The organism is Rubritepida flocculans DSM 14296 (assembly GCF_000425365.1).
GTDB lineage: Bacteria > Pseudomonadota > Alphaproteobacteria > Acetobacterales > Acetobacteraceae > Roseococcus > Roseococcus flocculans.
Genome location: NZ_AUDH01000001.1, coordinates 263,908 through 285,842, shown reverse-complemented (window position 1 = coordinate 285,842; position 21,935 = coordinate 263,908). Strand labels below are relative to the sequence as shown.

The following is a 21,935-nucleotide window of genomic DNA, read 5'->3' as shown; positions in this document are numbered from 1 at the left end:
CCTCGCCCCCGGGGAGCCGCCATGCCCGCCTATCTCATCGCCCACCTCCCCGTGACGGACCCCGCGCGCTACCAGGAGCATCGCGCCGGGGTGGCCCCGCTGGTGGCCCGCTTCGGCGGGGAGTTCCTGATGCGCGGCGGGGCCGTGACGCAGAAGGAAGGCCCGCCCTTCGACCGCCTCGCGATCCGGCGCTTCCCCGACATGGCCGCCGCCGAGGCCTTCTCCCACGCGCCCGAATACGCCGGGCTTCTGGCGCTGCGCCGCGTCGGAGGGCAGCCTCGCCCTGGTGGAGGGGGTGGGCCGACAGAGGCTCAGGCCAGCGCCCGCTCGGCCTCCGCCATGTAGTCCCGCGTCAGCGGCAGCGCGTCCACCCGCCGCGCGAGCTGCATCTGCCAGACCATGTGCCCGCCGTGCCGGAAGGCGCATTCGCAGCCGGAGAGATAAAACTCGAACATCCGGCAGAAGCGCTCGTCGTGCAGCGCGCGGATCTCGTCGCGGTGCGCGGCGAAGCGCGCGCGCCATTCGGCGATGGTCATCGCGTAGTGCAGGCGCAGCACCTCGATGTCGGTGATCCACAGCCCGCTGCGCTCCACCGCCGGCACCACCTCCGAGAGCGCGGGAGAATAGCCGCCGGGAAAGATGTATTTCGCGAGCCAGGGATTCGTCGTGCCCGGCCCGCCGCTCCGCCCGATGCCATGCACCAGCGCCACCCCGTCCTCGCGCAGCCAGCGCGCGATGGCGCCGAAATAGCTGCGGAAATGGTTGAGTCCGACATGCTCGACCATGCCCACCGACACGATGCGGTCCACCGGCCGGTCCCAGGCGCGGTAGTCCAGCAGCTCGAAGCGCACGCGCCCGGAGAGCCCCTCGGCCTCGGCCCGCGCCCGCGCGGCCTCGAGCTGCTCCTGCGAGAGGGTGATGCCCGTCACGCGCGCGCCATGCTCGCGCGCGAGATGCAGCGCGAGGCCGCCCCAGCCGGAGCCGATGTCGAGCACCTCGAGCCCCGGCCGATCCAGCCGCAGCTTCGCCGCGATGTGCCGCTTCTTGGCGCGCTGCGCCTCCTCCAGCGTCTCGCGCCCTGTGGGAAAATAGGCGCAGGAATACTGCATGTCGGCGTCGAGGAAGCGCCGATACACCCGCGCGTCCAGGTCGTAATGGTGCGCCACGTTGCGCCGCGCCCGGCCGGCCGGATTGAACTGCGCGAGCCGGCGAAGCCCGCGGCGCAGCCGTTCCATCACCGCGCCAAGGCCGGGGTCGCCCTCCGCCTGGTTGAGCGTCAGCACCATCAGGAGGTCATGCAGGCTGCCCTCGATGGGCTCCACCTCGCCGTCCATGTAGAGCTCGCCGAGCGCAAGCGCGGGGTCCAGCAGCAGGCGCCGCACGGCGCGGGGCGTGCGCAGCCACAGCCCCCCGCCTGGCCCCTCGCCATCGCCGAATCGGGCCTCCCGGCCGTCCGGCCAGCGCACCAGCAGGCTGCCCTGGCGGATGAAGCGTCGCAGCACGGTCTCGAGCATCCCGGCCTCCCTCGCGGCCCGGCGGGCCCGCGCGCGGCGGCCCGCCCCTCTCGCCGCAGGAGGTAGGAAGCCGCCCCCTGCGAATCCAGGGCCCTGCGCCCGGCCGCATTCCGCCCGCGCCCGATCCGGTCTAGGACAGGGCCCAGGCAACGAGAGGAGGAGCGGCCGTGACGATCCATTTCGTCGTCCATGACGAGGGCGACAGCGTCGGCGTGGTGGTGGTGGAGGGGCTGAAGGCCTCCAACCGCATCAACGGCTGGATCATGGACCAGGACCGCATGATCGAGTTCGACGCGAAGTCGGACATCCCGATCGGCCACAAGCTGGCCATCAAGCCCATCAAGGCGGGCGACACCATCATCAAGTACGGCGTGGACATCGGCCGCGCCATCGCCGACATCCAGCCCGGCGAGCACCTGCACGTCCACAACGTCAAGACCAAGCGCTGGTAAGGGGAACGCGCCAGATGGGCATCAACCTGAAGACGGCCGGCTTCGAGGGCTGGCGGCGCGAGAACGGCCGGATGGGCGTGCGCAACCACGTCATCATCCTGCCGGTGGACGATCTCTCCAACGCCGCCGCCGAGGCGGTGGCGAACAACATCAAGGGCGCCATGGCGATCCCGCACGCCTATGGCCGCCTGCAGTTCGGCGCGGACCTCGAGCTGCACTTCCGCACCCTGATCGGCACGGGCTGCAACCCGAACGTCGCGGCCGTTGTGGTCATCGGCATCGAACCGGGCTGGACCGGGCGCGTCGTCGAGGGCATCGCGAAATCGGGCAAGCCTGTCGAGGGCTTCGCCATCGAGCAGAACGGCGACATCAACACCATCGCCAACGCCTCGCGCGCCGCCTACAAGATGGTGAAGCACGCCTCCCGCCTGAAGAAGACCAAGGCGGATGTGGTGGAGCTCTGGGTCAGCACCAAGTGCGGCGAGAGCGACACCACCTCGGGTCTCGCCTCCTGCCCCACCGTCGGCAACGCCTTCGACAAGCTCTGGGAGAACGGCAACACGCTGGTCTTCGGCGAAACCAGCGAACTCACCGGCGGCGAACACCTCGTCGCCGCGCGCTGCCGCACGCCCGAAATCCGCGAGAAGTTCATGGCGATGTTCGACCGCTACCAGCGGGTGATCGAGGCGAACAAGACCAACGACCTCAGCGAGAGCCAGCCCACCAAGGGCAACATCGAGGGGGGCCTGACCACCATCGAGGAGAAGGCGCTCGGCAACATCCAGAAGATCGGCAAGAAGTGCCTGGTGGACGGCGTGCTCGACAAGGCCGAGGCGCCGACGCATCCGGGCCTGTGGTTCATGGACAGCAGCTCCGCCGCCGCCGAGATGGTCACGCTCTGCGCGGCCTCGGGCTATGCGGTCCACTTCTTCCCGACGGGCCAGGGCAACGTGATCGGCAACCCGATCCTGCCCGTCATCAAGATCACCGCGAATCCGCGCACCCAGCGCACCATGTCCGAGCACATCGACGTGGACGTGACCGGGCTGCTGCAGAAGAAGATGAACATGGACGAGGCGGGCGAGGCGCTGCTCGACTGCATGCTGCGCACCGCCGATGGGGAACTCACGGCGGCCGAACTCCTCGGCCACCGCGAGTTCTCGCTCACGCGCCTCTACGAGAGCGCCTGATCTGGGCGGGCGGGGGAGCCTCGCCCCCCGCCCCCTCTCTCAGCCCCGCGGGGCGGCCGGCCGCGCGGCGCGGTGCACCGGCGCCGCCGGCTGGTCCAGATAGACGACCGAGAGGCCGTCCTGCCCGCCGGTCAGCACCGGCACGCGCCCCTCCAGCGGGCGCTGTGCGAAGTGCGGGTCCAGATACTCCATGTTCGCCTTGCCGTTCTCGCCCACCCGCAGCGTGGCGGCCCCGCCGCCGACCACATTGCCGGCCGGCGCGCCGGGCTCGTATTCCACCCGCATCTCCTCCGCCCCGCCCACCAGGCGCGGATAGGCCGGATCGGCCAGGGCCCCCTGGCCGGCGGCGAGGAGAAGAAGGCTGGCGGCCAGCGCGGTGCGACGCATGCCCATCATGACAGGCTCCTGTTCGTCGTCGGGGCGGGCCCCATGCCCGCTCCCGGTGCGCTGGAGATGCGCCCGCTGCCCCCCGCGCGACATTCCGCAAACCCCTTCACCGGCCATGCACGGATGCATGGCCAACCGGGGGTTGGTTCTGCCAGACTGCACGCCATGAGCGACCGCGACCTGGATTGGAGCCTGCTGCGCGCCTTCATCGCGGTGCTCGGCCTGGGCAGCCTCTCCGCCGCCGCCCGTGCCCTGGGCCAGACCCAGCCCACCCTCGGCCGGCAAATCCGCGCCCTGGAGGAGCAGGTGGGCGAGGCGCTGTTCGACCGGCTGCCCAAGGGGCTGCGCCCCACCCCCCGCGCCCTGGCCCTGGCCGAGCACGCCCGGGCCATGGACGAGGCCGGCAGCCGCCTCGCCGCCGCCCTGCTGACGCATGTCGAGACCGCCGCCGGCACGGTGCGCGTCACCGTGCCCGAATCCCTCGGCCCCACCGCCATCCCGCCGCTTCTCGCCGGGCTGATGGCAGAGCATCCCGAGATCGACATCGAACTCTCCGCCACCAACCAGACCGAGAACCTGATCCGCCGCGACGCCGACATCGCGGTACGCCTTGCCCGGCCCGGGCAGGAGGGGCTGATCGCCCAGCGCGTCGGCAGCCTGGAGATCGGCCTCTATGCGGCCCGGGCCTACGCCGCCCGCCATGGCCTGCCCGCTGATCGCCGGGCCCTGGCGGATCATCGCCTCATCGGCCCCGATGCGGAGGCCGTGGGCCTCGCGCTGGTCGAACGGCTGGGGCTGCGCGAGATGAAGGCGCGCTTCGTCTTCCGCACCGACAGCCGCCTCTCGCAACAGGGCGCGCTGCGCGCGGGCATCGGCATCGGCGCGCTGCCGATCGTGGAGGCGGAGGAGGAGAGCGGGCTGCTGCGCGTCCTCCCCGGCTGGGTGCTGGAGCGTTTTCCCGTCTGGGTCGCCGCGCACCCGGACATGCGGCACTCCCGCCGGCTGCGCCTCGTCTATGACGCGCTGGTGGCGGGGCTGCGCGCGCGCTTCGGCCGCCGGCCCGCGCGCTGACGCCCCGCCGCCGGCCGCATCAGCCCCCGCCGCGCGCCACCTTCACGGCGTTCTTCGCCGCCGCCACCATCAGCCCCACCTCGTTGGCGATGGTGACGAGCTTGAAGCCCATCCCGATCATCCGCTGCGCGTATTCCGGCGTGCCGTTGTGCAGCCCCGCCGCGATGCCGCGCCTTCCCGTCTCCTTCAGCAGCTTCTCGTAGATGCCGAGGATGAAGGGGTCCTCCACGTCCAGCTTCGGCGTCAGCCCGTAGCTGAAGGAGAGGTCCGAGGGGCCGATGTAGATGCCGTCGATGCCCGGCACGTCGAGGATGGCCTCGATGTTCTCCACCGCCTGCTTCGTCTCGATCATGGGGATGACGAGGATCTCGTCGTTCGCCGTCTGCTGATAGGCGCCGGCGCTGCCATAGGCCCCCGCCCGGATGGGCCCGTTGGAGCGCGTGCCGCGCGGCGGATACTTGCTGTACTGCACCAGCGCCGCCGCCTCGGCCGGCGTGTTCACCATGGGGCAGATCACGCCATAGGCTCCCGCGTCCAGCACCTTGCCGATGATGCCCGGCTCGTTCCACGGCACGCGCACCATGGGCGTGGCTCCCGAGCCCGAGGCGGCGATGCCCTGGAAGCACGCCACGCAGGAGAGGTAGTCCTGCACGCCGTGCTGCATGTCCACCGTCACGCTGTCCCAGCCGCACTGGCTGTAGAGCTCCGCCGTGAAGGCGTTGGGAATGGCCAGCCAGCCATTCACCACCGCCTTGCCCGCCTGCCACGCTTCCTTGACCCTGTTCGGCACCGCGCTTCCTCCTTGCCTGGGAACCCATCCGGGCGGCGCGCCGCGCCGCCCGTCTCGCGCGCAGGGCCGGTGCGGCGGCTGCGCGCCTGGAACTCTTGCCAGCGGCCGCTCCGCCCTCTCGCGAGTCGAACCCGGCGGCCGCCGGCACGCGAGGCTAGCAGCCCCGCCGCCGCCCGCCCATGCCCCGCCCCCGCATGGACGCGCCGCGCGCGCGGCGGCACTCTGCCCGCGATGAGCGAGTTCGCCCTGCGCCCCGGCACCGACGCCGACGCCGAGACCTACATCCGCCTGATCGGCTCCGCCTGGGCCGAGTATCCCGGCATCGTCTTCGACGTGGACGCCGAGCTGCCGGAGCTGCGCGCGCTGGCCACGCATTTCGCGCGGCTCGGCGGGCGGATCTGGCTGGAGGCGCAGGGGCGCGGCATGGTCGCCACCCGCCCGATGCGCGAGGACGGAGCCTTCGAGATCTGCCGCCTCTACGTGGCGCGGGAGGCGCGCGGCACGGGCCTCGCCCAGGCGCTGCTCGGCGCGGCCGAGGCGCATGCCCGCGCCGAGGGGGCGCAGCGCCTCGTCCTCTGGACCGACACGCGCTTCGAGGCCGCGCACGCCTTCTACGAAAAGGCCGGCTATGTGCGGCAGGGCGCCATCCGCATCCTGGACGACCTCTCGAAATCCCTCGAGTTCCGCTACGCCAAGCCCGCCCGCGGCCTGGTGGTGGAGGCGCTGGACGCCGCCGCGGCCGCCAGCGCCGAGCGCCGCCTCTCCGAGATCCTGATCGCCTGCGTGGAGGCGGGGGCGAGCGTCTCCTTCCTCAGGCCGCTGGCGAAGGAGCGCGCGCGCGCCTTCTGGAAGAAGGTCAGCGCCGAGGTGGCGCAGAACCACGCGCTGCTGCTCGCCGCCTGGTGCGATGGCGCGCTGGTCGGCACCGTGCAGCTCCAGCTCGACATGCCGGAGAACCAGAGCCACCGCGCCGATGTGGCGAAGCTGCTGGTGGATCCCGCGCATCGCCGCAAGGGCGTGGGCGAGGCGCTGATGCGCCGCGCCGAGCAGGCCGCCCACCGCCTCGGCCGCCGCCTGCTGGTGCTGGACACCCGCAAGGGCGACGCGGCAGAACGGCTCTACACCCGCCTCGGCTGGCGGCGCGCGGGCGAGATTCCGGGCTTCGCGCTGGACGAGACCGGCGCGCCCCACGCCACCGTGTTCTTCTGGAAGGAGCCCATGGCTTGATCACCCCGGCCTATTGCCGCGCCATGGCGGCCTACAACAGCGAGATGAACCGCCGCCTCTACCGCTGCGCCGGCGCGCTGGAGGATGCCGCCCGGCGGCTCGACCTCGGCGGCTTCTTCAACTCGCTGCACGGCACGCTCTGCCACATCCTCTGGGGCGATCGCGTCTGGATGCACCGCTTCGCCGGCTGGGAGCGGCCGAGCCAGGGCATCCCCGAGAGCCCGCGTATGATCGAGGACTGGACCACGCTCAGCGCCGCCCGCGCCGAGGACGACGCGCGCATCGAGGCCTGGGCCGCGGCGCTCTCGCCGCGCGATCTGGAGGGCGAGCTCACCTGGTTCAGCGGGGCCGCGCGGCGCGAGATGACGAAGCCGCGCTGGCTCTGCGTCGCGCACATGTTCAACCACCAGACGCACCATCGCGGCCAGGCCCACGCCATGCTCACCCGCCTCGGCGCCGCGCCGGGGGACACGGACCTGCCCTGGGTGATCCCCGACCGCGCCTGGTAGGGGGCGCGGCTTGTTGCGCGGCCGCCCCCTCCCTTATCTGACGGGATGCCCGCGCCCGCACCCGCCCTCGACAGCCCCGACCCCGGCTTCGACGAGCTCCTCGCCCGCCGCCCCGCCCTCTCCATGGACCCGCTCGCGGGGCTCGCCATGGAGGATGTGCCGCTCGCCCGCATCGCCGCGGCGGTGGGCACGCCGACCTGGGTCTATTCCGCCACCACGCTGCGCCGCCGCGCCGGGGCGCTGAAGCGCGCCCTCGCCGAGGCGGGGCTCGCGGCCTCCATCCATTTCGCCACCAAGGCCAACCCCTCGCTCGCGGTCGTGAACCTGCTGGCGCGCGAGGGGCTGGGCGCGGATGTGGTCAGCGAGGGCGAGCTGCTGGCCGCCCGCGCGGCGGGGGTTCCGGCCTCGGGCATCGTCTTCTCCGGCGTGGGGAAGACGGCGCGCGAGATGCGCCTCGCGCTGGAGGAGGACATCCTCCAGATCAACGTCGAGAGCGCGGAGGAGGCGGAGATGCTGAGCGCGGTCGCCCAGGGCCTCGGCCGCCGCGCCCGCTGCGCCCTGCGCGTGAACCCGGACGTGGACGCGCGCACCCACGCCAAGATCACCACGGGGCTGACCGAGAACAAGTTCGGCGTGCCCATCGCGCTCGCGCCCGCGCTCTATGCCCGCATGTGCGCGCTGCCCGGCCTCGAACCCGTGGGGCTCGCCGTGCACATCGGCAGCCAGATCACGCAGGGTGTGGCCTCCTACGCCGCCGCCTACCGCCGCCTGGGCGAGCTGGTGCGCGCGCTGCGCGCGGTGGGCCACCCGGTGCGGCGGGTGGATTGCGGCGGCGGCCTCGGCATCTCCTACCGCGACGAGAGCCCCGCCTCGCCCGAGGCGCTGGCGGGGGCGATCAAGGCCGGGCTGGGCGGGCTCGACCTCGCGCTGATGCTCGAGCCGGGCCGCTGGATCTGCGGCCCCGCCGGGGTGCTGCTGAGCGAGGTGATCATCGAGAAGCAGGGCCTCGGCCGCCGCTTCGTGATCCTCGACGCGGCGATGACGGAGCTGCTGCGCCCGGCCATGTACGAGGCGTGGCACGGCATCCTCCCCGTCTCGCCCGCCGCCTTCCGCGCGCCGCTTTCGGCGGCAGACGTGGTCGGCCCTGTCTGCGAAAGCAGCGACACCTTCGCCCGCGGGCGGATGCTGCCGCCCCTGCCGCCCCACTCTCTCGTGGCGTTCCTCGACGCGGGGGCCTACGGTGCCTCCATGAGCAGCACCTACAACGCCCGGCCCCTGGCCGCCGAGGTGATGGTGGAAGGGGCGCGCTTCGCCGTGATCCGCGAGCGGCAGAGCCACGCCGCGCTGCTGGCCGGGCAGCGGATCCCCGCCTCCTCGGCCGACTGGGTGACCTGATGCGATGACCGAGCCCGCCTCCCTCGCCCGCAAGCGCGCCCTGGCCCGGGCCGCCCTGTGGTGGGAGGCGGCCTGGCCCGCCGCCTGGCCCGCGCTGGGCGTGCTCGGGGCCTTCCTCGTCTTCGCCCTGCTCGGCCTGCCGGCGCTGCTGCCGGGCTGGGCGCATCTGCTGGCCCTCGCCGGTTTCGCCGCCGCGCTGCTGGCCGCGCTGCGCGAAGGGGCGCGCGGCTTCCGCCGCCCGCAGCCGGGCGCGGTGGACCGGCGGCTGGAACGCGCCTCCGGCCTCGCGCACCGGCCGCTGGCCGCGCTGCAGGACGCGCCGGCGACGAAGGATCCGGCCGGGCTCGCGCTGTGGCGCGCGCACCAGGCGCGCATGGCGCGGCTGATCGAGCGGCTGCGCGTGGGCCCGCCGCGCCCCGGCCTCGCCGCGCGCGATCCGCGCGCGCTGCGCGGGGGGCTGCTGGTGGCGCTGGCCGCGGCGCTCGGCGTCGCCGGGGCGGATGCGCCGGGCCTGCTGGCCCGCGCCCTCACGCCGCACTTCGCCGCGGCGCCCCCGGCCGCGCCGCTGCGCGTGGAGGCCTGGATCACGCCGCCCGCCTACACGGGCGCGCCGCCGGTCTTCCTGCCCGCCCAGGGCGGGGCGGCCACCGTGCCCGCAGGCAGCCAGATCCAGATCGCCCTCTCGGGCGGCGGGGCCGCGCCGCCCGAACTCACCGGCCTCGGCGCCGCCGGCTTCGAGGCGCTGGGCGGCGGCAGCCACGCCGCCCGCGCCACCCTCTCCGAAGGCGCGCGCATCGCCATCCGCCGCGAGGGGCGCGAGGTGGTGGCCTGGCAGATCGCCGTGCAGGCCGATGCGCCGCCCATCGCCGCCTTCACCGAGACCCCCGCGCGCGCGCCGCGCGGCCTCGCCATCCGCCTGCCCTGGCGCGCGGAGGACGACTGGGGCCTCCTCCGCCTGCGCGCGGAGCTGCGCCTCGACACCCGGCCGGAGGCAGCGCCCATCCTGCTCGAACTCCCGCTGCCGGGCGCCAAGCCGCGCCAGGCGCGCGGCCTCGCCCAGCCGGATTTCTCGGCCCATCCCTGGGCGGGGCTGCCCGTGCGCATCCGCCTCGTCGCGCGCGACGGGGCGGAACAGGAGGGCGTGTCGGAAACCGTGACGCTCGACCTGCCCGAGCGCAGCTTCAACCACCCCGTCGCGCGCGCCATGATCGAGGTGCGCAAGGGCCTCTCGCGCGACCCCAACGCCCGCCCCCCCGCCCTGCGCGCGCTGGACGCCATCGCCGCCGAGCCCGACGCCTTCGAGCATGACGTTGCCACGCTGCTCGCCCTGCGCGTGGCCCGCGGCATGCTGCTGCGCGACCGCCGCGCCGAGGCGGTGCCCGAGGTGCAGGAGCTTCTCTGGGAAGCCGCCCTGGCGCTGGAGGAGGGGCGCGACGGCCGCACCGCCCGCGCGCTGGCCGAGGCGCAGCGCCAGCTCCGCGAGGCGATGAACGAGGCCGAGCGCAACCCCGGCGACGAACGCCAGCGCGAGGAGCTGCAACGCCGCATCGAGCAGCTCCGCGAGGCCATCCGCCGCCATCTGGAGGCCCTGGCCGAACGGCTGCAGCGCGAGAACGCCGAGGCGCTGCCCTATGACCCGCAGCAGCGCATGATGGACCAGCGCGACATGGACCGCCGCACCCGCCGCATGGAGGAGGCGGCGCGCCAGAACCGCATGGAGGACGCCCGGCGCGAGCTGGCCGAGCTCGAGGAGATGCTGCGCGCCCTGCAGGAGGGCCGCATCGCCCGCGGCGAGACGCCCGAGCGCCAGCAGCAGCGCCAGCGGGGCCAGCAGCAGATGGGCGCGGTGCAGGACATGGTGCGCCGCCAGGCCGAGCTGCTGGACCAGGCCCAGCGCCGCGCCGAGGCCGAGGAACAGCGCCGCGCACAGGAGCGCCGCAGCCAGCAGCAGCCCTGGAGCCAGCGCCCGCCCAACGCCCCCTTCGGCGCGCCCCAGGCCGCGCCCCAGCCCTCCCCCGAGGCGCGCGAGCAGGCGGAGCAGCAGGCCGCCCGCGACCGCCAGGCCGAGGCCCGCCGCCAGCGCGCCCTGCGCCGCGCGCTGGGCGAGCTGATGCAGCAGCACGGCGACCTCACGGGCGAGGTGCCCGAGGCGCTCGGCCGTGCCGACCAGGCGATGCGCGAGGCCCAGGAGGCGCTCGCCGAGGGCCGCGACGCCCGCCCCGCCCAGCAGGAAGCCATGCGCCGCCTGCAGGAGGGCGGCCGCCAGATGGCCCAGCAGATGCAGCGCCAGTTCGGCCAGGGCGCCGGCGAGGGCGAGGGCGAGGCCGATGAGCCGAGCGACGGCGAGTTCGAAATGGGCGGCGAGGGCATGGATGGCGAGCAGCAGCTCGGCGAGGGCCGCGACCCGCTCGGCCGCCGCCCCCGCGAGAACACCGGCAACGCCGACCAGGGCAGCGACACCCGCGTACCGGAGGAGGCGGAGCTGCTCCGCACCCGCCGCCTGCAGGAGGAACTCCGCCGCCGCGGCGCGGAACGCGAACGCCCGGCCGAGGAGCTGGATTACATAGACCGGCTGCTCCGGCGGTTCTGAACCCTGGCCTTCAGTCGAACATCCCCGCACCGCGCCAGCGGCCGTGCCGCCGGTCATCCTCCGCGTGCCAGGCCTGGCGCGGCTCGCCATACCAGGCGCGGGCGTCCTGCTGGGAGAGCCGCTCGCGCCGCGTCACCACGGCCGGCGGCGCGGTGTGATGGCCCGGCCAGCCCCAGCCGGGCGCGGCCCAGGGCGTGTGGCGCGGCTCCCAGGATGGCGCGCCCCATCCCGGCGCATCCCACGGACCCCAGGCCGAGGCGGCCGGAGGCGGGAAGTCGCAGGCGGGGTCGGGACGATCCCAGTAGCCCTGCGCGGCGGCGGGCAGGGACAGGGCGGCGCCGAGAAGCGCCAGGGCGACGAGACGGGGCATGGCGGGCCTCCAGGTCAGGCGCGCAGCCTGGCCCGCCCCTGTGGCGATGGCGGGGCGGAATCCCGTCAGCCACGTGCCCGCCGCTCCTTCGCCTCGCGCAGCCGGCGCAGCCGGGCGAAGCCCACGCGGAAGCGCTCGCCGCCATAGGCGATCACGCCCGCCAGCGCAAAGATTCCGCTGAACAGGAACAGCGCCGGCGCCCCCATGGCGAAGGCCCCGTAGCCCGAGACCCCTGCGCAGACCAGCATCGCCGCCAGCACCACGCCGGCGCGGCGCAGGGCCCGGCGCTCGGCCGCCTCGGCCTCGCTGGGATCGCCCTCCATCGCCGCCTCCATCCGCTGCCTCCACCCGGGCATGTGGCCGCGCGCGGCGCGCGCGCCAGGGGTCAGCCCAGATCGGCGAAGGCGATCACCGGCACGCCCAGCCCCGCCACGGGCGAGACCACCGCGCAGCCCGCCGCGAGCCCGGCCACCACGCCCGGCGCGCTGTCCTCCACCACCAGGCACTCGGCGGGCGGCACGCCGCAGGCCGCCGCGGCCGCGAGGTAGAGATCGGGCGCGGGCTTGGGGCGCGCCACATCCTCGAAGCTGAACACCCGCCCCGCGAACTGGCCGGCGAGCCCCAGCACGCGCAGCTTCATGTGCAGCTCCGCCCGGCCCGAGTTGGAGCAGACGGCGAGCGGCACGCCCCGCGCCGAGAGCCGCGCCACCGCCTCGGGCGCGCCGGGAATGGGATCGAGCCGCGCCTCCAGCTCGCGCGAAATCCGCGCCGAGAGCGCCGCCCCCCAGCCGGGCGGCAGCGGCCCCGTGCGGCGGGCGATGCGCGGCAGCATGTCGGGCAGGGCGAGGCCCAGGAACTCCTCCCGGGCGCGTTCCGCGTCCATCCGCCAGCCGCGCGCCGTCAGCTCCTCCGCCACGATGGCGTTGACCAGCCCCTCGCTGTCGGCGAGCACCCCGTCGCAGTCGAAGAGCACGGCGCGGAAGGGCGGCAGGCTCACGCCGCCTGGCGCGCCTCCGCGCGGGCCCGGGCGTGCGGGCAGTCACCATGCGCCTTGGGGCATTGCCGCGCGCCCGCGAAGCTGCACAGCGCCCGGCCGGAGCGGCGCGCGCGCAGCACCAGATCGGCGAGGCTCGCGATGAAGCCCGGATCGCTGTTCTGCGCCGGCACGCGGAAATAGCCGGGCACGCCGAGCTTCTCCGCCTCCTCGCGGTACTCCACGTCGAGCTCCACCAGGGTCTCGGAATGTTCCGAGACGAAGGCGATGGGGCAGACGAGGATCGCCACCTTGTCGTGCGCCGCGCGCTCGATCTCCTCCTCGGTGGAGGGCCCGATCCATTTCTGCGGCGTGACGCGGGACTGATAGCACACCACGCTGTCGAGGCCGGGTTCGCCCAGCTTCTCCAGCACCGCGGCCACGGTCTGCTCCACCTGCCACTGGTAGGGGTCGCCCGCCTTCACGATGCTCTCGGGCAGGCCATGCGCCGAGAACAGCACGCGCAGCCCCACCCCCGCCGGCAGCTCGGCCCGCGCCTTGGCCAGAGCCTCGCGCAGCAGCCGCGCCGTGGCCTCGGCGAAGCCGGGGTCGGAGTGGAAGCAGCACAGCGTGGTGGTGGGGACCGCGAGCCCCACGCGCCGCGCCGCCTCCTCCCAGGCGGCGATGGAGCTGCCCGTGGTGGTGGTGGAGTATTGCGGATAAAGCGGGACCAGCAGAACCTCCTCCGCGCCCCATTCCTTCACGGCGCGGGCGGCCGCCTCGCTCATCGGGTGCCAGTAGCGCATGCAGACGAAGCTGCGATACTCGGCCGAAGGGTCGCGTTCGGCCAGCGCGGCGTCGAGCGCGCGCGCCTGCTCCTCCGTGAGCTCCAGCAGCGGGGATTTCCCGCCCAGCACGGCGTAGTTCTCCATGGCCGGGGCGGTGCGCCGCCAGGCGATGAGCCGGCCGAGCCAGGGCCGGATGAAGCCCGGCACGCGCAGGATCGCCGGGTCCGTGAACAGGTTCACCAGGAAGGGGCGCACGCTCTCGGGCGCGTCGGGCCCGCCCAGGTTGAACAACACCACCGCCACGCGCCGCGCCATCAGCCCCACATCTCCGGAAGGAGTGCTGCACATACCCCTGAACGCGGCGGAATCAACCCGCGCGCAGCACCTCCATCAGCCGCGCCACATGCTCGGGCGGGGTGGGGGGAACGATCCCGTGGCCCAGGTTGAAGACGAAGGGCCGGCCCTTCATGGCGGCGAGGATGGCGCGCACCTCCTGCTCCATGGCGGGGCCGCCCGCCACCAGCGCCTGCGGATCGAGGTTGCCCTGCAGCGCCATGCGCGGCGGTACATGCGCGGCGGCCCAGGCGGGGTCCATGCCGGTGTCCATGGCCACCGCCTGCACCGGCACCCGCGCCGCATACTCCGCGAGCAGCGGCCCGGCGAGGCGCGGGAAGCCGATCAGTGGCACATCCGGGCGCAGATCGCGCAGCGCGGCCGCGAGCCGCGCCGTGGGCTCGATCACCCAGCGCCGGAAGCCGGAGGGCGAAAGCAGCCCCGCCCAGGAATCGAACAGCATCAGCGCCTCGGCCCCCGCCTCGGCCTGCGCCAGCAGGTAGGCGAGGGTGGCGGCCTCGAGCTTCTCCATCACCTCCGCGAAGAACACCGGGTCGCGGAAGGCGGCGCGGCGCGCCTCGGCGAACTCGCCGCCGCCGCGGCCCTCGACCATGTAGCAGGCCACCGTCCAGGGGCTGCCGGCGAAGCCGATCAGCGCCGTGCCGGGGTGCATGGCCAGCCCCGCGCGCACGCGGCGCACCGTCTCCAGGATGGGGGCGGCGCGGTCCACCACCCCGGGCAGGTCCAGCGCCTCCAGCGCGGCGCGGTCGCGCACCGGCTCGAGCAGCGGGCCCTCGCCCTCGGCGAAGCGCAGCCCCTGGCCCATGGCCCAGGGCACCATCAGGATGTCGGAGAACAGGATCGCCGCGTCGAAGCCGTAGCGCCGGATGGGCTGCAGCGTCACCTCCGCCGCCAGCTCGGGCGTGGTGCAGAGCGCGATGAAATCGCCCGCGATGGCGCGGGTGCGCCGGTATTCGGGCAGGTAGCGCCCCGCCTGGCGCATCAGCCACACCGGGGGCGGCCAGACCGCCTCGCCGGCGAGGGCCTGGAGGAAGGGCTTCGTGTCCATGGCGCGAACCATCCCTTGAAAAAGGAAAAAGAAGAAGGGCGGTGAGTGGTGGTTGGCCCTGTGGATCATGGGGATGCAGCCGCTCCACCGCCTGTCCACAGCCTTGTTCCGGGGCTGGACCGGGACGGGACTCTGCGTGCAGCCTGGGTTTTCGGCTGCCATCCCCAGCCGCCGCCAGCGCGCTGACCGGCTTTCCCCGGAGGTGGGGCGCGAGCCATTTGTCCCCGCCTGGCGAGGCCCCCGCGCTGGCGCGGGCGAGTCTTCCCCGCTATCCCCATCCGTGCACACGCACGGTCCACAGCGCCATGCCCACCCCGCGGCAGACCAACCTGCACCTCGTCTCCGACAGCACGGGCGAGACGCTGAACAGCATCGCCCGCGCCGCCATCGCGCGCTTCGACAACCCGAACGTGATCCAGCACCGCTGGTTCCTCGTGCGCTCGCGCCTCAACCTCGACCGCGTGATCGAGGGGATCGAGCACGAGCCCGGCCCGGTCATGTTCACCCTGGTGGACCGGAGCCTGCGCCACGCGCTGGAGGAGACCTGCGCGCGGCTCGGCCTCGCCTGCCTTTCGGTGCTCGACCCGGTGATGGAGCTGCTGCAGGGCGAGATCGGCGAGCGCGCGAAGGAGAAGCGCGCGGCGCAATACGTGATGGACGCCGACTACTTCCGCCGCATCGACGCGATGCACTACGTGCTGAGCCACGATGACGGCCAGGGCACGGCGGGCATCGCCAATGCCGATGTGGTGCTGGTGGGCGTCTCCCGCTCCTCCAAGACGCCGACCTGCTTCTACCTTGCCAACCGCGGCATCAAGGCGGCCAATGTGCCGCTGGTGCCCGGCGCGCCCCTGCCGCCGGAGCTCGAGAACCCGCCCTGCCCGGTGGTGGGGCTGACGATAGACCCCGTGGCGCTGCTCGAAATCCGCCGCCACCGGTTGAAGATGATCGGCGCCGAAGGGGTGCGGGTGGGCGAGAACGAGTATGTGGATGCCGAGGCGGTGAAGGCCGAAATCCTCGCCGCCAAGCGGCTCTGCGCCGCGCGCGGCTGGCCGGTGGTGGACGTGACGCGCCGCTCCATCGAGGAGACGGCGGCCACCGTGATCCAGCAGATGGAGCTCTGGCACCAGCGCCAGGGCGCGCAGCGCAGCGCGCGGCCGGAAGACCCGGCGGCGGCGGTGATCGGGGCGCGGGGATGAGGCTGATCCTCGCCTCGCAAAGCGCCTCCCGCCGCGCGCTGCTGGAGGCGGCCGGGCTGTCCTTCGAGGCCATGCCCGCCGCGGTGGACGAGGCCGCCATCAAGGAGAGCGCGAAGGCGGAGGGGATGACGCCCGCGGACGCGGCGCTGCTGCTCGCCGACGCCAAGGCCGCGCGCATCGCCCGCCGCCATCCCGAGGCGGTGGTGATCGGCGCCGACCAGCTTCTGGTCTGCGAGGGGGAATGGTTCGACAAGCCGGCCGATGTGCAGGCCGCGCGCCGGCAGCTCGAGCGGCTGCGCGGCCGGGCGCATGAGCTGGTCACGGCCGTGGTGGGCTGGCGCGCGGGGCAGCGCGCCTGGCAGCACATCGCCACGCCGCAGCTTGCGATGCGCGACTTCTCGGACGCTTTCCTCGACGCGTACCTGGCGCGCGAGGGGGCCCTGGTGACGCAGAGCGTGGGGGCCTATCGGCTGGAGGGGCCGGGCATCCAGCTCATGCGCGACATCCGCGGCGAGCACACGGCCATTCTTGGCCTGGCCATGCTGCCGCTTCTCGCCTGGCTGCGGGAGCAGGGGCTCGCGCCGCGCTGATCGCCCTCATGCCAGCGGCCGCTGGCATGGCTTTGTTTTGGGGCGCAGCCGCCACGCCGCATCCCATCGAAGCAAAGCTTCGATGGGCGCCCGCCCACCCTGCGCGCGAGACGGCCGGCATGTCACGCCGACCGCATCATGCCGACCGCATCACCCGGCGCGGCGCAGGTTCCACAGCATGGGCGAGGGCGCCTGCAGCACCCCTTCCAGATCGCGCCGGAACCCCGTGCGCAGGCGGAACAGCCCGGTGGGGGCGAAGGGCACCGCCTCCCAGGCCAGCTCCTGCACGCGGCGGTGGGCGGCGGCCTGGGCCGCTTCGTCGGGCGCCTCGATCCAGGCCTGGATGGCTGCCTCCACCGCCTCGTCGCGCGGCCAGCCGAACCAGGCGCCCTCGCCATGCATGCGGATGATGGGCGAGAGGGCGGGGTTGGCGATGCCCGGCGAGGGGAAGTTGGTGTTGTGCAGGTGCCAGCCGCCCTGCGCCGGCGCGCCGCGGTTGGAGCGGCGGGCGACGATGCTCGCCCAGTCGCTCTCGATCGGCTGGATGTTGAGGCCGAGGCGGCGCATCAGGTCCACCGTCACGCGGCCCTGCTGCGTCACGGCCGGGAAGTCGCTCGGGTTGATGTGGATGATGGGCTCGCCGTTGTAGCCGGCCTCGCGCAGCGCGGCGCGGGCGCGCTCCATCGCGGCGGGGCCGCGCGGGGCGGGCGGGAACTCGAGCGTGCCGGGCAGCGAGCAGGGGAACATGGCGTGGCATTCCTGCCAGTCGCCCGGCAGGGCCACGGCGCTCATGTAGTCGGGCTGCACGAGCAGGTCGCGGATGGCGCGGCGCACGCGCACGTCGTCGAAGGGCGGGTGCAGGTGGTTGAAGCGCAGGAAGCCGAGGAAGCCCGTGGGGTCGTAGATCTGGGTGCGCGTGCCGCGGTCGCGATCTAGCGTGGGGATGAGGTCGGGCAGCGGGTATTCGATCCAGTCGATCTCGCCGGTGCGCAGCGCGGCGACGGCGGTGCCGCCATCCGGGATCCAGATGATCTCGAGCCGGTCGAAATGCACGCGCTTGCCGCCGGAGGTGACCTCGGCCGGCTCCTCGCGCGGCAGGTAGCGCTCGTTGCGCGCATAGGCGGCGAAGGCGCCGGCGCGGAACTCGCCGGGCAGGAAGCGCCAGGGGCCGGAGCCGATCGCCTCGGGGATCGCGCGGTCGGGCGGGGTTTCGGCGAGGCGCTCGGGCATCACGAAGCAGGGGCTGGCGGCCACCTTGCCGAGCGCGTCGGGCAGGGCGGGGAAGGGGCGGCGCAGGCGGAAGACGAGGGTGCGGTCGCCGGTGGCGGCGAGCTCGGCCACCGCGCGCATCAGCACCTGGCCGAAGGCGTCGCGCACCGCCCAGCGGCGGATGGAGGCCACCGCGTCGCGCGCGCGCACCGGCTCGCCATCGTGGAAGAACAGGCCCTCGCGCAGCGTGATGGTCCAGGTCAGCCCATCGGCGCTGACCTCGTGGCCGGCGGCCATCTGCGGGCGCGGGCGCAGCGCGCGATCCACGCCGTAGAGCGTGTCGAAGACGCAGAAGCCGTGGGTGGAGACGATGGTGGTGGGGTTGAACACCGGATCGAGCGCGGCGAGCCCCGCCTGGGGCATGAAGCGCAGCACGCGGGCGCGGGCGGGCTGGGCGGCGGCGGGTGCGGCGAGCGCGGCGGCCGAGGCGATGAACAGGTTGCGGCGATGCATCCCTTCCCTCCATGCGGCGCGGCGGGGAAGGAAGGGCCGGCGCGCGCCCATCGCGCGCCCATTCACCGCTCCCTTCGCCGGTCCGAACCGGATCAGGTTCCAAGGTTCGCGGGCTGCGGCCCGCCTCTCAGCCCCCGCGACAGGGGCTCACCCAGGTGATGCGTGCCGTCATGCGCCGCGCCGGCCGGATTGGCAAGCCGCCGCGCGCCGCGCCAGGATGCGGGGGAGGGAGGAGACGAGATGGACGCGCTGACCGAGCCCCCGGTGATCCGCCTGCATGCGGAGGATGGCGTGGCGATCGCCCGCCGCGCCTTGCCCGAGGGCACGCCGGTGGTGCCGGGGATCCGCGCCCGCGCGCGCATCCCCGCCGGGCACAAGGTGGCGCTGCGCGGCCATGCGCCTGGCGAGGCGGTGCGGCGCTACGGCCAGATCATCGGCTTCGCCACCCAGCCCATCGCGCCGGGGGAGTGGGTGCACACCCACAACCTCGCGATGGGCGATTTCGCGCGCGACTACGCCTGGGGCGTGGACGCGCGGCTCACCGAGCCCCTGCCGGTGCCGGCGCATTTCCTCGGCATCCGCCGCCCGGACGGGCGGGTGGCGACGCGCAACCACATCGGCATCATCACCAGCGTGAACTGCTCGGCCCATGTGGCGGAGCTCATCGCGCGCGCCTTCGCGCGCAACCCCTTCGCCGAGGGGCCCGACCCGCTCGCCGATTTCCCGCAGGTGGATGGCGTGGTGGCGCTGACGCACAAGACCGGCTGCGGCATGACGGAGGGCGAGCCGCTGCGGCTGCTGCGCCGCGTTCTGGCGGGCTTCGCGCGGCACCCGAACTTCTCGCACGTCATCGCCATCGGGCTGGGCTGCGAGGTGAACCAGCTCGGCGGGCTGCTGGAGGAGCAGCGCCTCGCCGGCCGGCTGCGCACGCTGACGATCCAGGAGACGGGCGGCACGCGCAAGACGGTGGAGGCCGGCATCGCCTTCGTGAAGGAGGTGCTGGCGGAGGCGAACGCCGCCCGGCGCACGCCCGCGCCGGCGAGCGAGCTCTGCGTCGCCCTGCAGTGCGGCGGCAGCGACGGCTATTCCGGCATCACCGCCAACCCCGCGCTGGGCGCGGCGAGCGACCTGGTGGTGCGCCACGGCGGCACGGTGATCCTGAGCGAGTCGCCCGAGACCTATGGCGCGGAACATCTGCTGACGCGCCGCGCCGTCTCGCGCGAGGTGGGCGAGAAGCTGGTCGCGGTGATGCGCTGGTGGGAGGAGTACACGGCGCGCGAGGGGGCGGAGATGAACGCCAACCCCTCGCCCGGCAACAAGGCGGGGGGGCTGACCACCATCCTGGAGAAATCCCTGGGCGCCATGGCGAAGGCGGGGACGACCAACCTCGTCGAGGTCTATCGCTACGCCGAGCCGGTGACGGCGAAAGGCTTCGTCTTCATGGACACGCCGGGCTACGACCCGGTGGGCGCGACGGGCCAGGTGGCGGGCGGCGCCAACCTGATGTGCTTCACCACCGGGCGCGGCAGCGTCTTCGGCTGCAAGCCCGCGCCCTCGCTCAAGCTCGCCACCAACACGCCCATGTTCGCGCGGATGGAGGAGGACATGGACATCAACTGCGGCACCATCCTCGACGGGACGGAGAGCGTGGCCGAGTGCGGCGCGCGCATCTTCCAGCACATGCTGCGCACGGCGAGCGGCGAGCGGACGAAGAGCGAGGCGCTGGGCTTCGGGGATGCGGAGTTCGCGCCGTGGGTGCTCGGGGCGACGATGTGAGTGCAGGCGCGATGACCACCATCCTCGAACCCGAATCCCTCTACCCCGACACGCTGCTCGAGCAGCGCATCTTCGGCCCCGGCGTCCGCATCCTCCAGGGGAACGCCAAGGCCTCCCTGACCGAACTCCCCGAGGCGCTCTGCGCCGAGGTGGAGGGGCTGATGACGCTGCGCCTGCCCGTGCCGGAGGAGGCGCTGGCGCGCTTCCCCCGGCTGCGCGTCGTGGTGCGCATGGGGGTGGGCTATGACAAGGTGGACCGCGCGGCCTGCGCGCGCCGCGGCATCACCGTCTGCAACGTGCCCGACTACGGCACCCAGGAGGTGGCGGACACCGCCGTCACCCTCGCCGCCGCACTGCGCCGCGGCCTCCCGCTCTATCACGACGCCATGCGCGGCCCATCGCCCTCCGCCTGGGGCGTGATCCCGAACCGCATCGTCCGCCGCTTCGAGGTGCAGTGCTTCGGCATCCTCGGCCTCGGCCGCATCGGCACGGCGGCGGCGCTGCGCGCCAAGGCGCTCGGCTTCCGCGTCGCCTTCTTCGATCCGCATCTTCCCAATGGCGTGGACCGCGCCCTCGGCATCGAGCGGAAGGAGAGCCTGGAGGCGCTGCTCGAGGCCTCCGACGTGCTCTCCCTCCACACGCCGCTGACGCGCCGCACGCGCGGGCTGATCGGCGCGGCGGAGCTCGCGCGGCTGCCGGAGGGCGCGGTGGTGGTCAACACCGCGCGCGGCCCCATCCTCGACCTCGACGCGCTGGAGGCCGGGCTGCGCTCGGGCCGCATCGCGGGGGCAGGGCTCGATGTGCTGCCCCTGGAGCCGCCCGTGCCCGAGCCGCCTTTGCTGCGCGCCTATCGCGCGGGCGAGGCCTGGCTGCGCGGGCGCTTGGTCATCCTCCCGCACATCGCCTTCCACAGCCCCGAGGCCTGGGAGGACATCCGCCGCAAGAGCGCCGAGACGATGCGCGACGTGCTGCTGCGCGGCCTCTCCACCAACGTTATCCCGCCCGAGGCGGAGTGACGGGCTTCGTCCTGCTCGTCGCCGCCATGGCGGGGCTCGCGGCGGCGCTGGCCGCGCTGGCCGAGGCGGTGGCGTCGGGGCTGCGCGATCCGCGTGCGCTCTGGAACGATGCGGGTGCGCCCGCCGCCACCCGGCGCGCGCTGCGGCGCGCCCGCTGGGGGCTGGCAGCGGCGGTGCTGTTCGGGGGTGCGGCCGCGCTCACCCCGTGAGCGCAGCGGCCAGCGCGGGCGAGAGGCCGATGCTCGGCGCCACCGGCCCCGGCGTGCGCGCGCCATGCGCCGCCTCGGCCGCCGCCACCGCGCAGCGCAGCCCGCAGAGCACCGGCACGGGCAGCAGCGGCGCGAGCCGCGCATCCAGCCCCACCAGCCCCGCCCCGCCGAGCAGCACCGCCCCCGCGCCCCGCGCGATCTCGGCCTGCGCCGCCTCGGCCAGCAGCAGGGCGGCGCGGGCGGGATCGCGGGCGATGAGATCCCCCGTGGGCGGGATGGCGGCGACGCGCACCCGCTCCGGCCCCAGGCCGCGCAGCAGGAAGAACTCCTCCAGCATCGGCACCCAGGCGGCGCCGCCCGTCAGCACCGCCACGCGCGGCGCGGCGCGCAGCGCGGCGGCGATGCCGGCCTCCGCCATGCCGATCACGGGCACGGGCAGCATCTCGCGCGCCGCCTCCAGCCCCGGATCGCCGAAACAGCCGATCAGGGCGGCGTGGAACCCCTCCGGGTTCGCCCGCCCGATGCGCCGCGCCAGCGCCTCCAGCACCGCATGGGCGGCCACCGCCGCCGTGGCGCGCGAGGCGATGTAGCGCGCGCCGAAAGGGGCCGTCTCGGCCTCGATCGCGGCGCGCGTCATGGCCCGCGCGGCCTCGGCCATGCGCGCGGTCATCGCCGCGTCGGTGTTGCCGTTGAGGAGAAGCAGCTTCATCGGCGGGCAGTTCTGCCCGGCCGCTGGGCAAAGGCAAGAGCGCGGGCCCATTGCGC

The 21,935-nt window shown here is 74.1% G+C and carries 23 protein-coding genes and 1 riboswitch; of the genes, 13 read left to right on the top strand and 10 right to left on the bottom strand.

Annotated elements, in window-relative coordinates:
* Positions 1 to 21 precede the first annotated feature (21 nt).
* Positions 22 to 345 (top strand): DUF1330 domain-containing protein, encoded by a 324-nt coding sequence (locus tag H596_RS19565; RefSeq protein ID WP_084602492.1) that lies wholly within the window; start codon positions 22 to 24, stop codon positions 343 to 345.
* On the opposite strand, the gene H596_RS0101380 is transcribed toward H596_RS19565, so the two are convergent.
* Positions 312 to 1,514, bottom strand: a complete 1,203-nt coding sequence (locus tag H596_RS0101380; protein WP_027283366.1) for an SAM-dependent methyltransferase — start codon at positions 1,512 to 1,514, stop codon at positions 312 to 314. The two genes, H596_RS19565 and H596_RS0101380, sit on opposite strands and share 34 nt — an antisense overlap.
* Positions 1,515 to 1,681: 167 nt before the next feature.
* On the opposite strand from H596_RS0101380, the gene H596_RS0101375 reads away from it, so the two are divergent.
* Both H596_RS0101375 and H596_RS0101370 read left to right on the top strand, forming a co-directional pair.
* Positions 1,682 to 1,966: a UxaA family hydrolase gene (locus tag H596_RS0101375; protein WP_027283365.1), complete on the top strand. Its 285-nt coding sequence runs from the start codon at positions 1,682 to 1,684 to the stop codon at positions 1,964 to 1,966.
* Positions 1,967 to 1,980: 14 nt separating this feature from the next.
* The gene (locus H596_RS0101370; RefSeq protein ID WP_027283364.1) at positions 1,981 to 3,156 is read left to right on the top strand and encodes a UxaA family hydrolase; all 1,176 of its coding nucleotides are present in this window, start codon (positions 1,981 to 1,983) and stop codon (positions 3,154 to 3,156) included.
* A 39-nt stretch (positions 3,157 to 3,195) separates the two neighbouring features.
* Here H596_RS0101370 and H596_RS0101365 read toward each other — a convergent pair whose 3' ends face one another.
* Positions 3,196 to 3,552: a hypothetical protein gene (locus H596_RS0101365; protein WP_037299497.1), complete on the bottom strand. Its 357-nt coding sequence runs from the start codon at positions 3,550 to 3,552 to the stop codon at positions 3,196 to 3,198.
* Positions 3,553 to 3,708: 156 nt separating this feature from the next.
* Between H596_RS0101365 and H596_RS0101360 the strand changes: the two genes are divergently transcribed.
* On the top strand, positions 3,709 to 4,614 hold the full coding sequence (locus H596_RS0101360; RefSeq protein WP_027283362.1) for a LysR family transcriptional regulator: 906 nt from the start codon (positions 3,709 to 3,711) through the stop codon (positions 4,612 to 4,614).
* Between the two features lie 19 nt (positions 4,615 to 4,633).
* Here H596_RS0101360 and H596_RS0101355 read toward each other — a convergent pair whose 3' ends face one another.
* Entirely contained in the window at positions 4,634 to 5,404 is a 771-nt protein-coding gene (locus tag H596_RS0101355; RefSeq protein ID WP_027283361.1) for an HpcH/HpaI aldolase family protein, read from the bottom strand.
* A gap of 231 nt (positions 5,405 to 5,635) precedes the next feature.
* Between H596_RS0101355 and H596_RS23225 the strand changes: the two genes are divergently transcribed.
* From H596_RS23225 to H596_RS19555, 4 genes are read left to right on the top strand one after another with little or no spacing between them, the layout of a single operon-like run.
* Positions 5,636 to 6,631 (top strand): GNAT family N-acetyltransferase, encoded by a 996-nt coding sequence (locus H596_RS23225; protein ID WP_084602488.1) that lies wholly within the window; start codon positions 5,636 to 5,638, stop codon positions 6,629 to 6,631.
* Positions 6,628 to 7,140 (top strand): DinB family protein, encoded by a 513-nt coding sequence (locus tag H596_RS0101345; RefSeq protein WP_027283359.1) that lies wholly within the window; start codon positions 6,628 to 6,630, stop codon positions 7,138 to 7,140. Before H596_RS23225 ends, H596_RS0101345 begins: the two co-directional genes overlap by 4 nt.
* A 45-nt stretch (positions 7,141 to 7,185) precedes the next feature.
* Positions 7,186 to 8,535 (top strand): diaminopimelate decarboxylase, encoded by a 1,350-nt coding sequence (gene lysA, locus H596_RS0101340; protein ID WP_027283358.1) that lies wholly within the window; start codon positions 7,186 to 7,188, stop codon positions 8,533 to 8,535.
* Positions 8,536 to 8,539: 4 nt separating this feature from the next.
* Complete coding sequence (locus H596_RS19555; protein WP_051212227.1) at positions 8,540 to 11,125, top strand: TIGR02302 family protein; 2,586 nt, start codon at positions 8,540 to 8,542, stop codon at positions 11,123 to 11,125.
* Positions 11,126 to 11,135: 10 nt separating this feature from the next.
* On the opposite strand, the gene H596_RS19550 is transcribed toward H596_RS19555, so the two are convergent.
* From H596_RS19550 to hemE, 5 genes are all read right to left on the bottom strand, one after another.
* Entirely contained in the window at positions 11,136 to 11,495 is a 360-nt protein-coding gene (locus H596_RS19550) for a hypothetical protein (RefSeq protein WP_037299496.1), read from the bottom strand.
* A 65-nt stretch (positions 11,496 to 11,560) separates the two neighbouring features.
* Positions 11,561 to 11,818, bottom strand: coding sequence for a hypothetical protein (locus H596_RS19545; RefSeq protein ID WP_156909989.1), 258 nt, complete (start codon positions 11,816 to 11,818; stop codon positions 11,561 to 11,563).
* Between the two features lie 62 nt (positions 11,819 to 11,880).
* A complete protein-coding gene (locus tag H596_RS19540; RefSeq protein ID WP_037299494.1) occupies positions 11,881 to 12,492 on the bottom strand; it encodes an HAD family hydrolase in 612 nt (203 codons plus the stop codon).
* Positions 12,489 to 13,571 (bottom strand): ferrochelatase, encoded by a 1,083-nt coding sequence (hemH, locus tag H596_RS0101320; RefSeq protein ID WP_245583925.1) that lies wholly within the window; start codon positions 13,569 to 13,571, stop codon positions 12,489 to 12,491. The genes H596_RS19540 and hemH overlap by 4 nt, the downstream gene beginning before the upstream one ends.
* Positions 13,572 to 13,623: 52 nt before the next feature.
* A complete protein-coding gene (gene hemE / locus H596_RS0101315) occupies positions 13,624 to 14,658 on the bottom strand; it encodes a uroporphyrinogen decarboxylase (RefSeq protein WP_027283356.1) in 1,035 nt (344 codons plus the stop codon).
* Positions 14,659 to 14,963: 305 nt separating this feature from the next.
* Here hemE and H596_RS19535 point away from each other — a divergent pair, with 305 nt between their 5' ends.
* Both H596_RS19535 and H596_RS0101305 read left to right on the top strand, forming a co-directional pair.
* The gene (locus H596_RS19535; protein WP_037299492.1) at positions 14,964 to 15,857 is read left to right on the top strand and encodes a pyruvate, water dikinase regulatory protein; all 894 of its coding nucleotides are present in this window, start codon (positions 14,964 to 14,966) and stop codon (positions 15,855 to 15,857) included.
* Positions 15,854 to 16,447 (top strand): Maf family protein, encoded by a 594-nt coding sequence (locus H596_RS0101305; RefSeq protein ID WP_027283355.1) that lies wholly within the window; start codon positions 15,854 to 15,856, stop codon positions 16,445 to 16,447. Before H596_RS19535 ends, H596_RS0101305 begins: the two co-directional genes overlap by 4 nt.
* A 150-nt stretch (positions 16,448 to 16,597) precedes the next feature.
* Here H596_RS0101305 and H596_RS0101300 read toward each other — a convergent pair whose 3' ends face one another.
* Entirely contained in the window at positions 16,598 to 18,169 is a 1,572-nt protein-coding gene (locus H596_RS0101300) for an ABC transporter substrate-binding protein (RefSeq protein ID WP_027283354.1), read from the bottom strand.
* 51 nt (positions 18,170 to 18,220) lie between these two features.
* A riboswitch (TPP riboswitch) is annotated at positions 18,221 to 18,332 on the bottom strand.
* 77 nt (positions 18,333 to 18,409) lie between these two features.
* Between H596_RS0101300 and H596_RS0101295 the strand changes: the two genes are divergently transcribed.
* From H596_RS0101295 to H596_RS0101285, 3 genes are read left to right on the top strand one after another with little or no spacing between them, the layout of a single operon-like run.
* Positions 18,410 to 19,945 carry a UxaA family hydrolase gene (locus H596_RS0101295; protein WP_037299491.1) on the top strand — a complete coding sequence of 512 codons (1,536 nt, stop codon included), beginning with the start codon at positions 18,410 to 18,412 and terminating at the stop codon, positions 19,943 to 19,945.
* A gap of 11 nt (positions 19,946 to 19,956) precedes the next feature.
* Entirely contained in the window at positions 19,957 to 20,961 is a 1,005-nt protein-coding gene (locus tag H596_RS0101290; protein WP_027283352.1) for a C-terminal binding protein, read from the top strand.
* Complete coding sequence (locus tag H596_RS0101285; RefSeq protein ID WP_027283351.1) at positions 20,958 to 21,170, top strand: hypothetical protein; 213 nt, start codon at positions 20,958 to 20,960, stop codon at positions 21,168 to 21,170. The genes H596_RS0101290 and H596_RS0101285 overlap by 4 nt, the downstream gene beginning before the upstream one ends.
* On the opposite strand, the gene H596_RS0101280 is transcribed toward H596_RS0101285, so the two are convergent.
* Entirely contained in the window at positions 21,160 to 21,879 is a 720-nt protein-coding gene (locus H596_RS0101280; protein ID WP_027283350.1) for an aspartate/glutamate racemase family protein, read from the bottom strand. The genes H596_RS0101285 and H596_RS0101280 overlap by 11 nt on opposite strands.
* Between the last annotated feature and the right edge of the window lie 56 nt (positions 21,880 to 21,935).

Coding starts and splice junctions, on each gene's coding strand:
- H596_RS19565 (WP_084602492.1), top strand. CDS start 22: ATGCCCGCCTATCTCATCGCCCACCTCCCCGTGACGGACCCCGCGCGC.
- H596_RS0101380 (WP_027283366.1), bottom strand. CDS start 1,514: ATGCTCGAGACCGTGCTGCGACGCTTCATCCGCCAGGGCAGCCTGCTG.
- H596_RS0101370 (WP_027283364.1), top strand. CDS start 1,981: ATGGGCATCAACCTGAAGACGGCCGGCTTCGAGGGCTGGCGGCGCGAG.
- H596_RS0101365 (WP_037299497.1), bottom strand. CDS start 3,552: ATGATGGGCATGCGTCGCACCGCGCTGGCCGCCAGCCTTCTTCTCCTC.
- H596_RS0101360 (WP_027283362.1), top strand. CDS start 3,709: ATGAGCGACCGCGACCTGGATTGGAGCCTGCTGCGCGCCTTCATCGCG.
- H596_RS23225 (WP_084602488.1), top strand. CDS start 5,636: ATGAGCGAGTTCGCCCTGCGCCCCGGCACCGACGCCGACGCCGAGACC.
- lysA (WP_027283358.1), top strand. CDS start 7,186: ATGCCCGCGCCCGCACCCGCCCTCGACAGCCCCGACCCCGGCTTCGAC.
- H596_RS19555 (WP_051212227.1), top strand. CDS start 8,540: ATGACCGAGCCCGCCTCCCTCGCCCGCAAGCGCGCCCTGGCCCGGGCC.
- H596_RS19550 (WP_037299496.1), bottom strand. CDS start 11,495: ATGCCCCGTCTCGTCGCCCTGGCGCTTCTCGGCGCCGCCCTGTCCCTG.
- H596_RS19545 (WP_156909989.1), bottom strand. CDS start 11,818: ATGGAGGGCGATCCCAGCGAGGCCGAGGCGGCCGAGCGCCGGGCCCTG.
- hemH (WP_245583925.1), bottom strand. CDS start 13,571: ATGGCGCGGCGCGTGGCGGTGGTGTTGTTCAACCTGGGCGGGCCCGAC.
- hemE (WP_027283356.1), bottom strand. CDS start 14,658: ATGGACACGAAGCCCTTCCTCCAGGCCCTCGCCGGCGAGGCGGTCTGG.
- H596_RS19535 (WP_037299492.1), top strand. CDS start 14,964: ATGCCCACCCCGCGGCAGACCAACCTGCACCTCGTCTCCGACAGCACG.
- H596_RS0101305 (WP_027283355.1), top strand. CDS start 15,854: ATGAGGCTGATCCTCGCCTCGCAAAGCGCCTCCCGCCGCGCGCTGCTG.
- H596_RS0101300 (WP_027283354.1), bottom strand. CDS start 18,169: ATGCATCGCCGCAACCTGTTCATCGCCTCGGCCGCCGCGCTCGCCGCA.
- H596_RS0101295 (WP_037299491.1), top strand. CDS start 18,410: ATGGACGCGCTGACCGAGCCCCCGGTGATCCGCCTGCATGCGGAGGAT.
- H596_RS0101290 (WP_027283352.1), top strand. CDS start 19,957: ATGACCACCATCCTCGAACCCGAATCCCTCTACCCCGACACGCTGCTC.
- H596_RS0101280 (WP_027283350.1), bottom strand. CDS start 21,879: ATGAAGCTGCTTCTCCTCAACGGCAACACCGACGCGGCGATGACCGCG.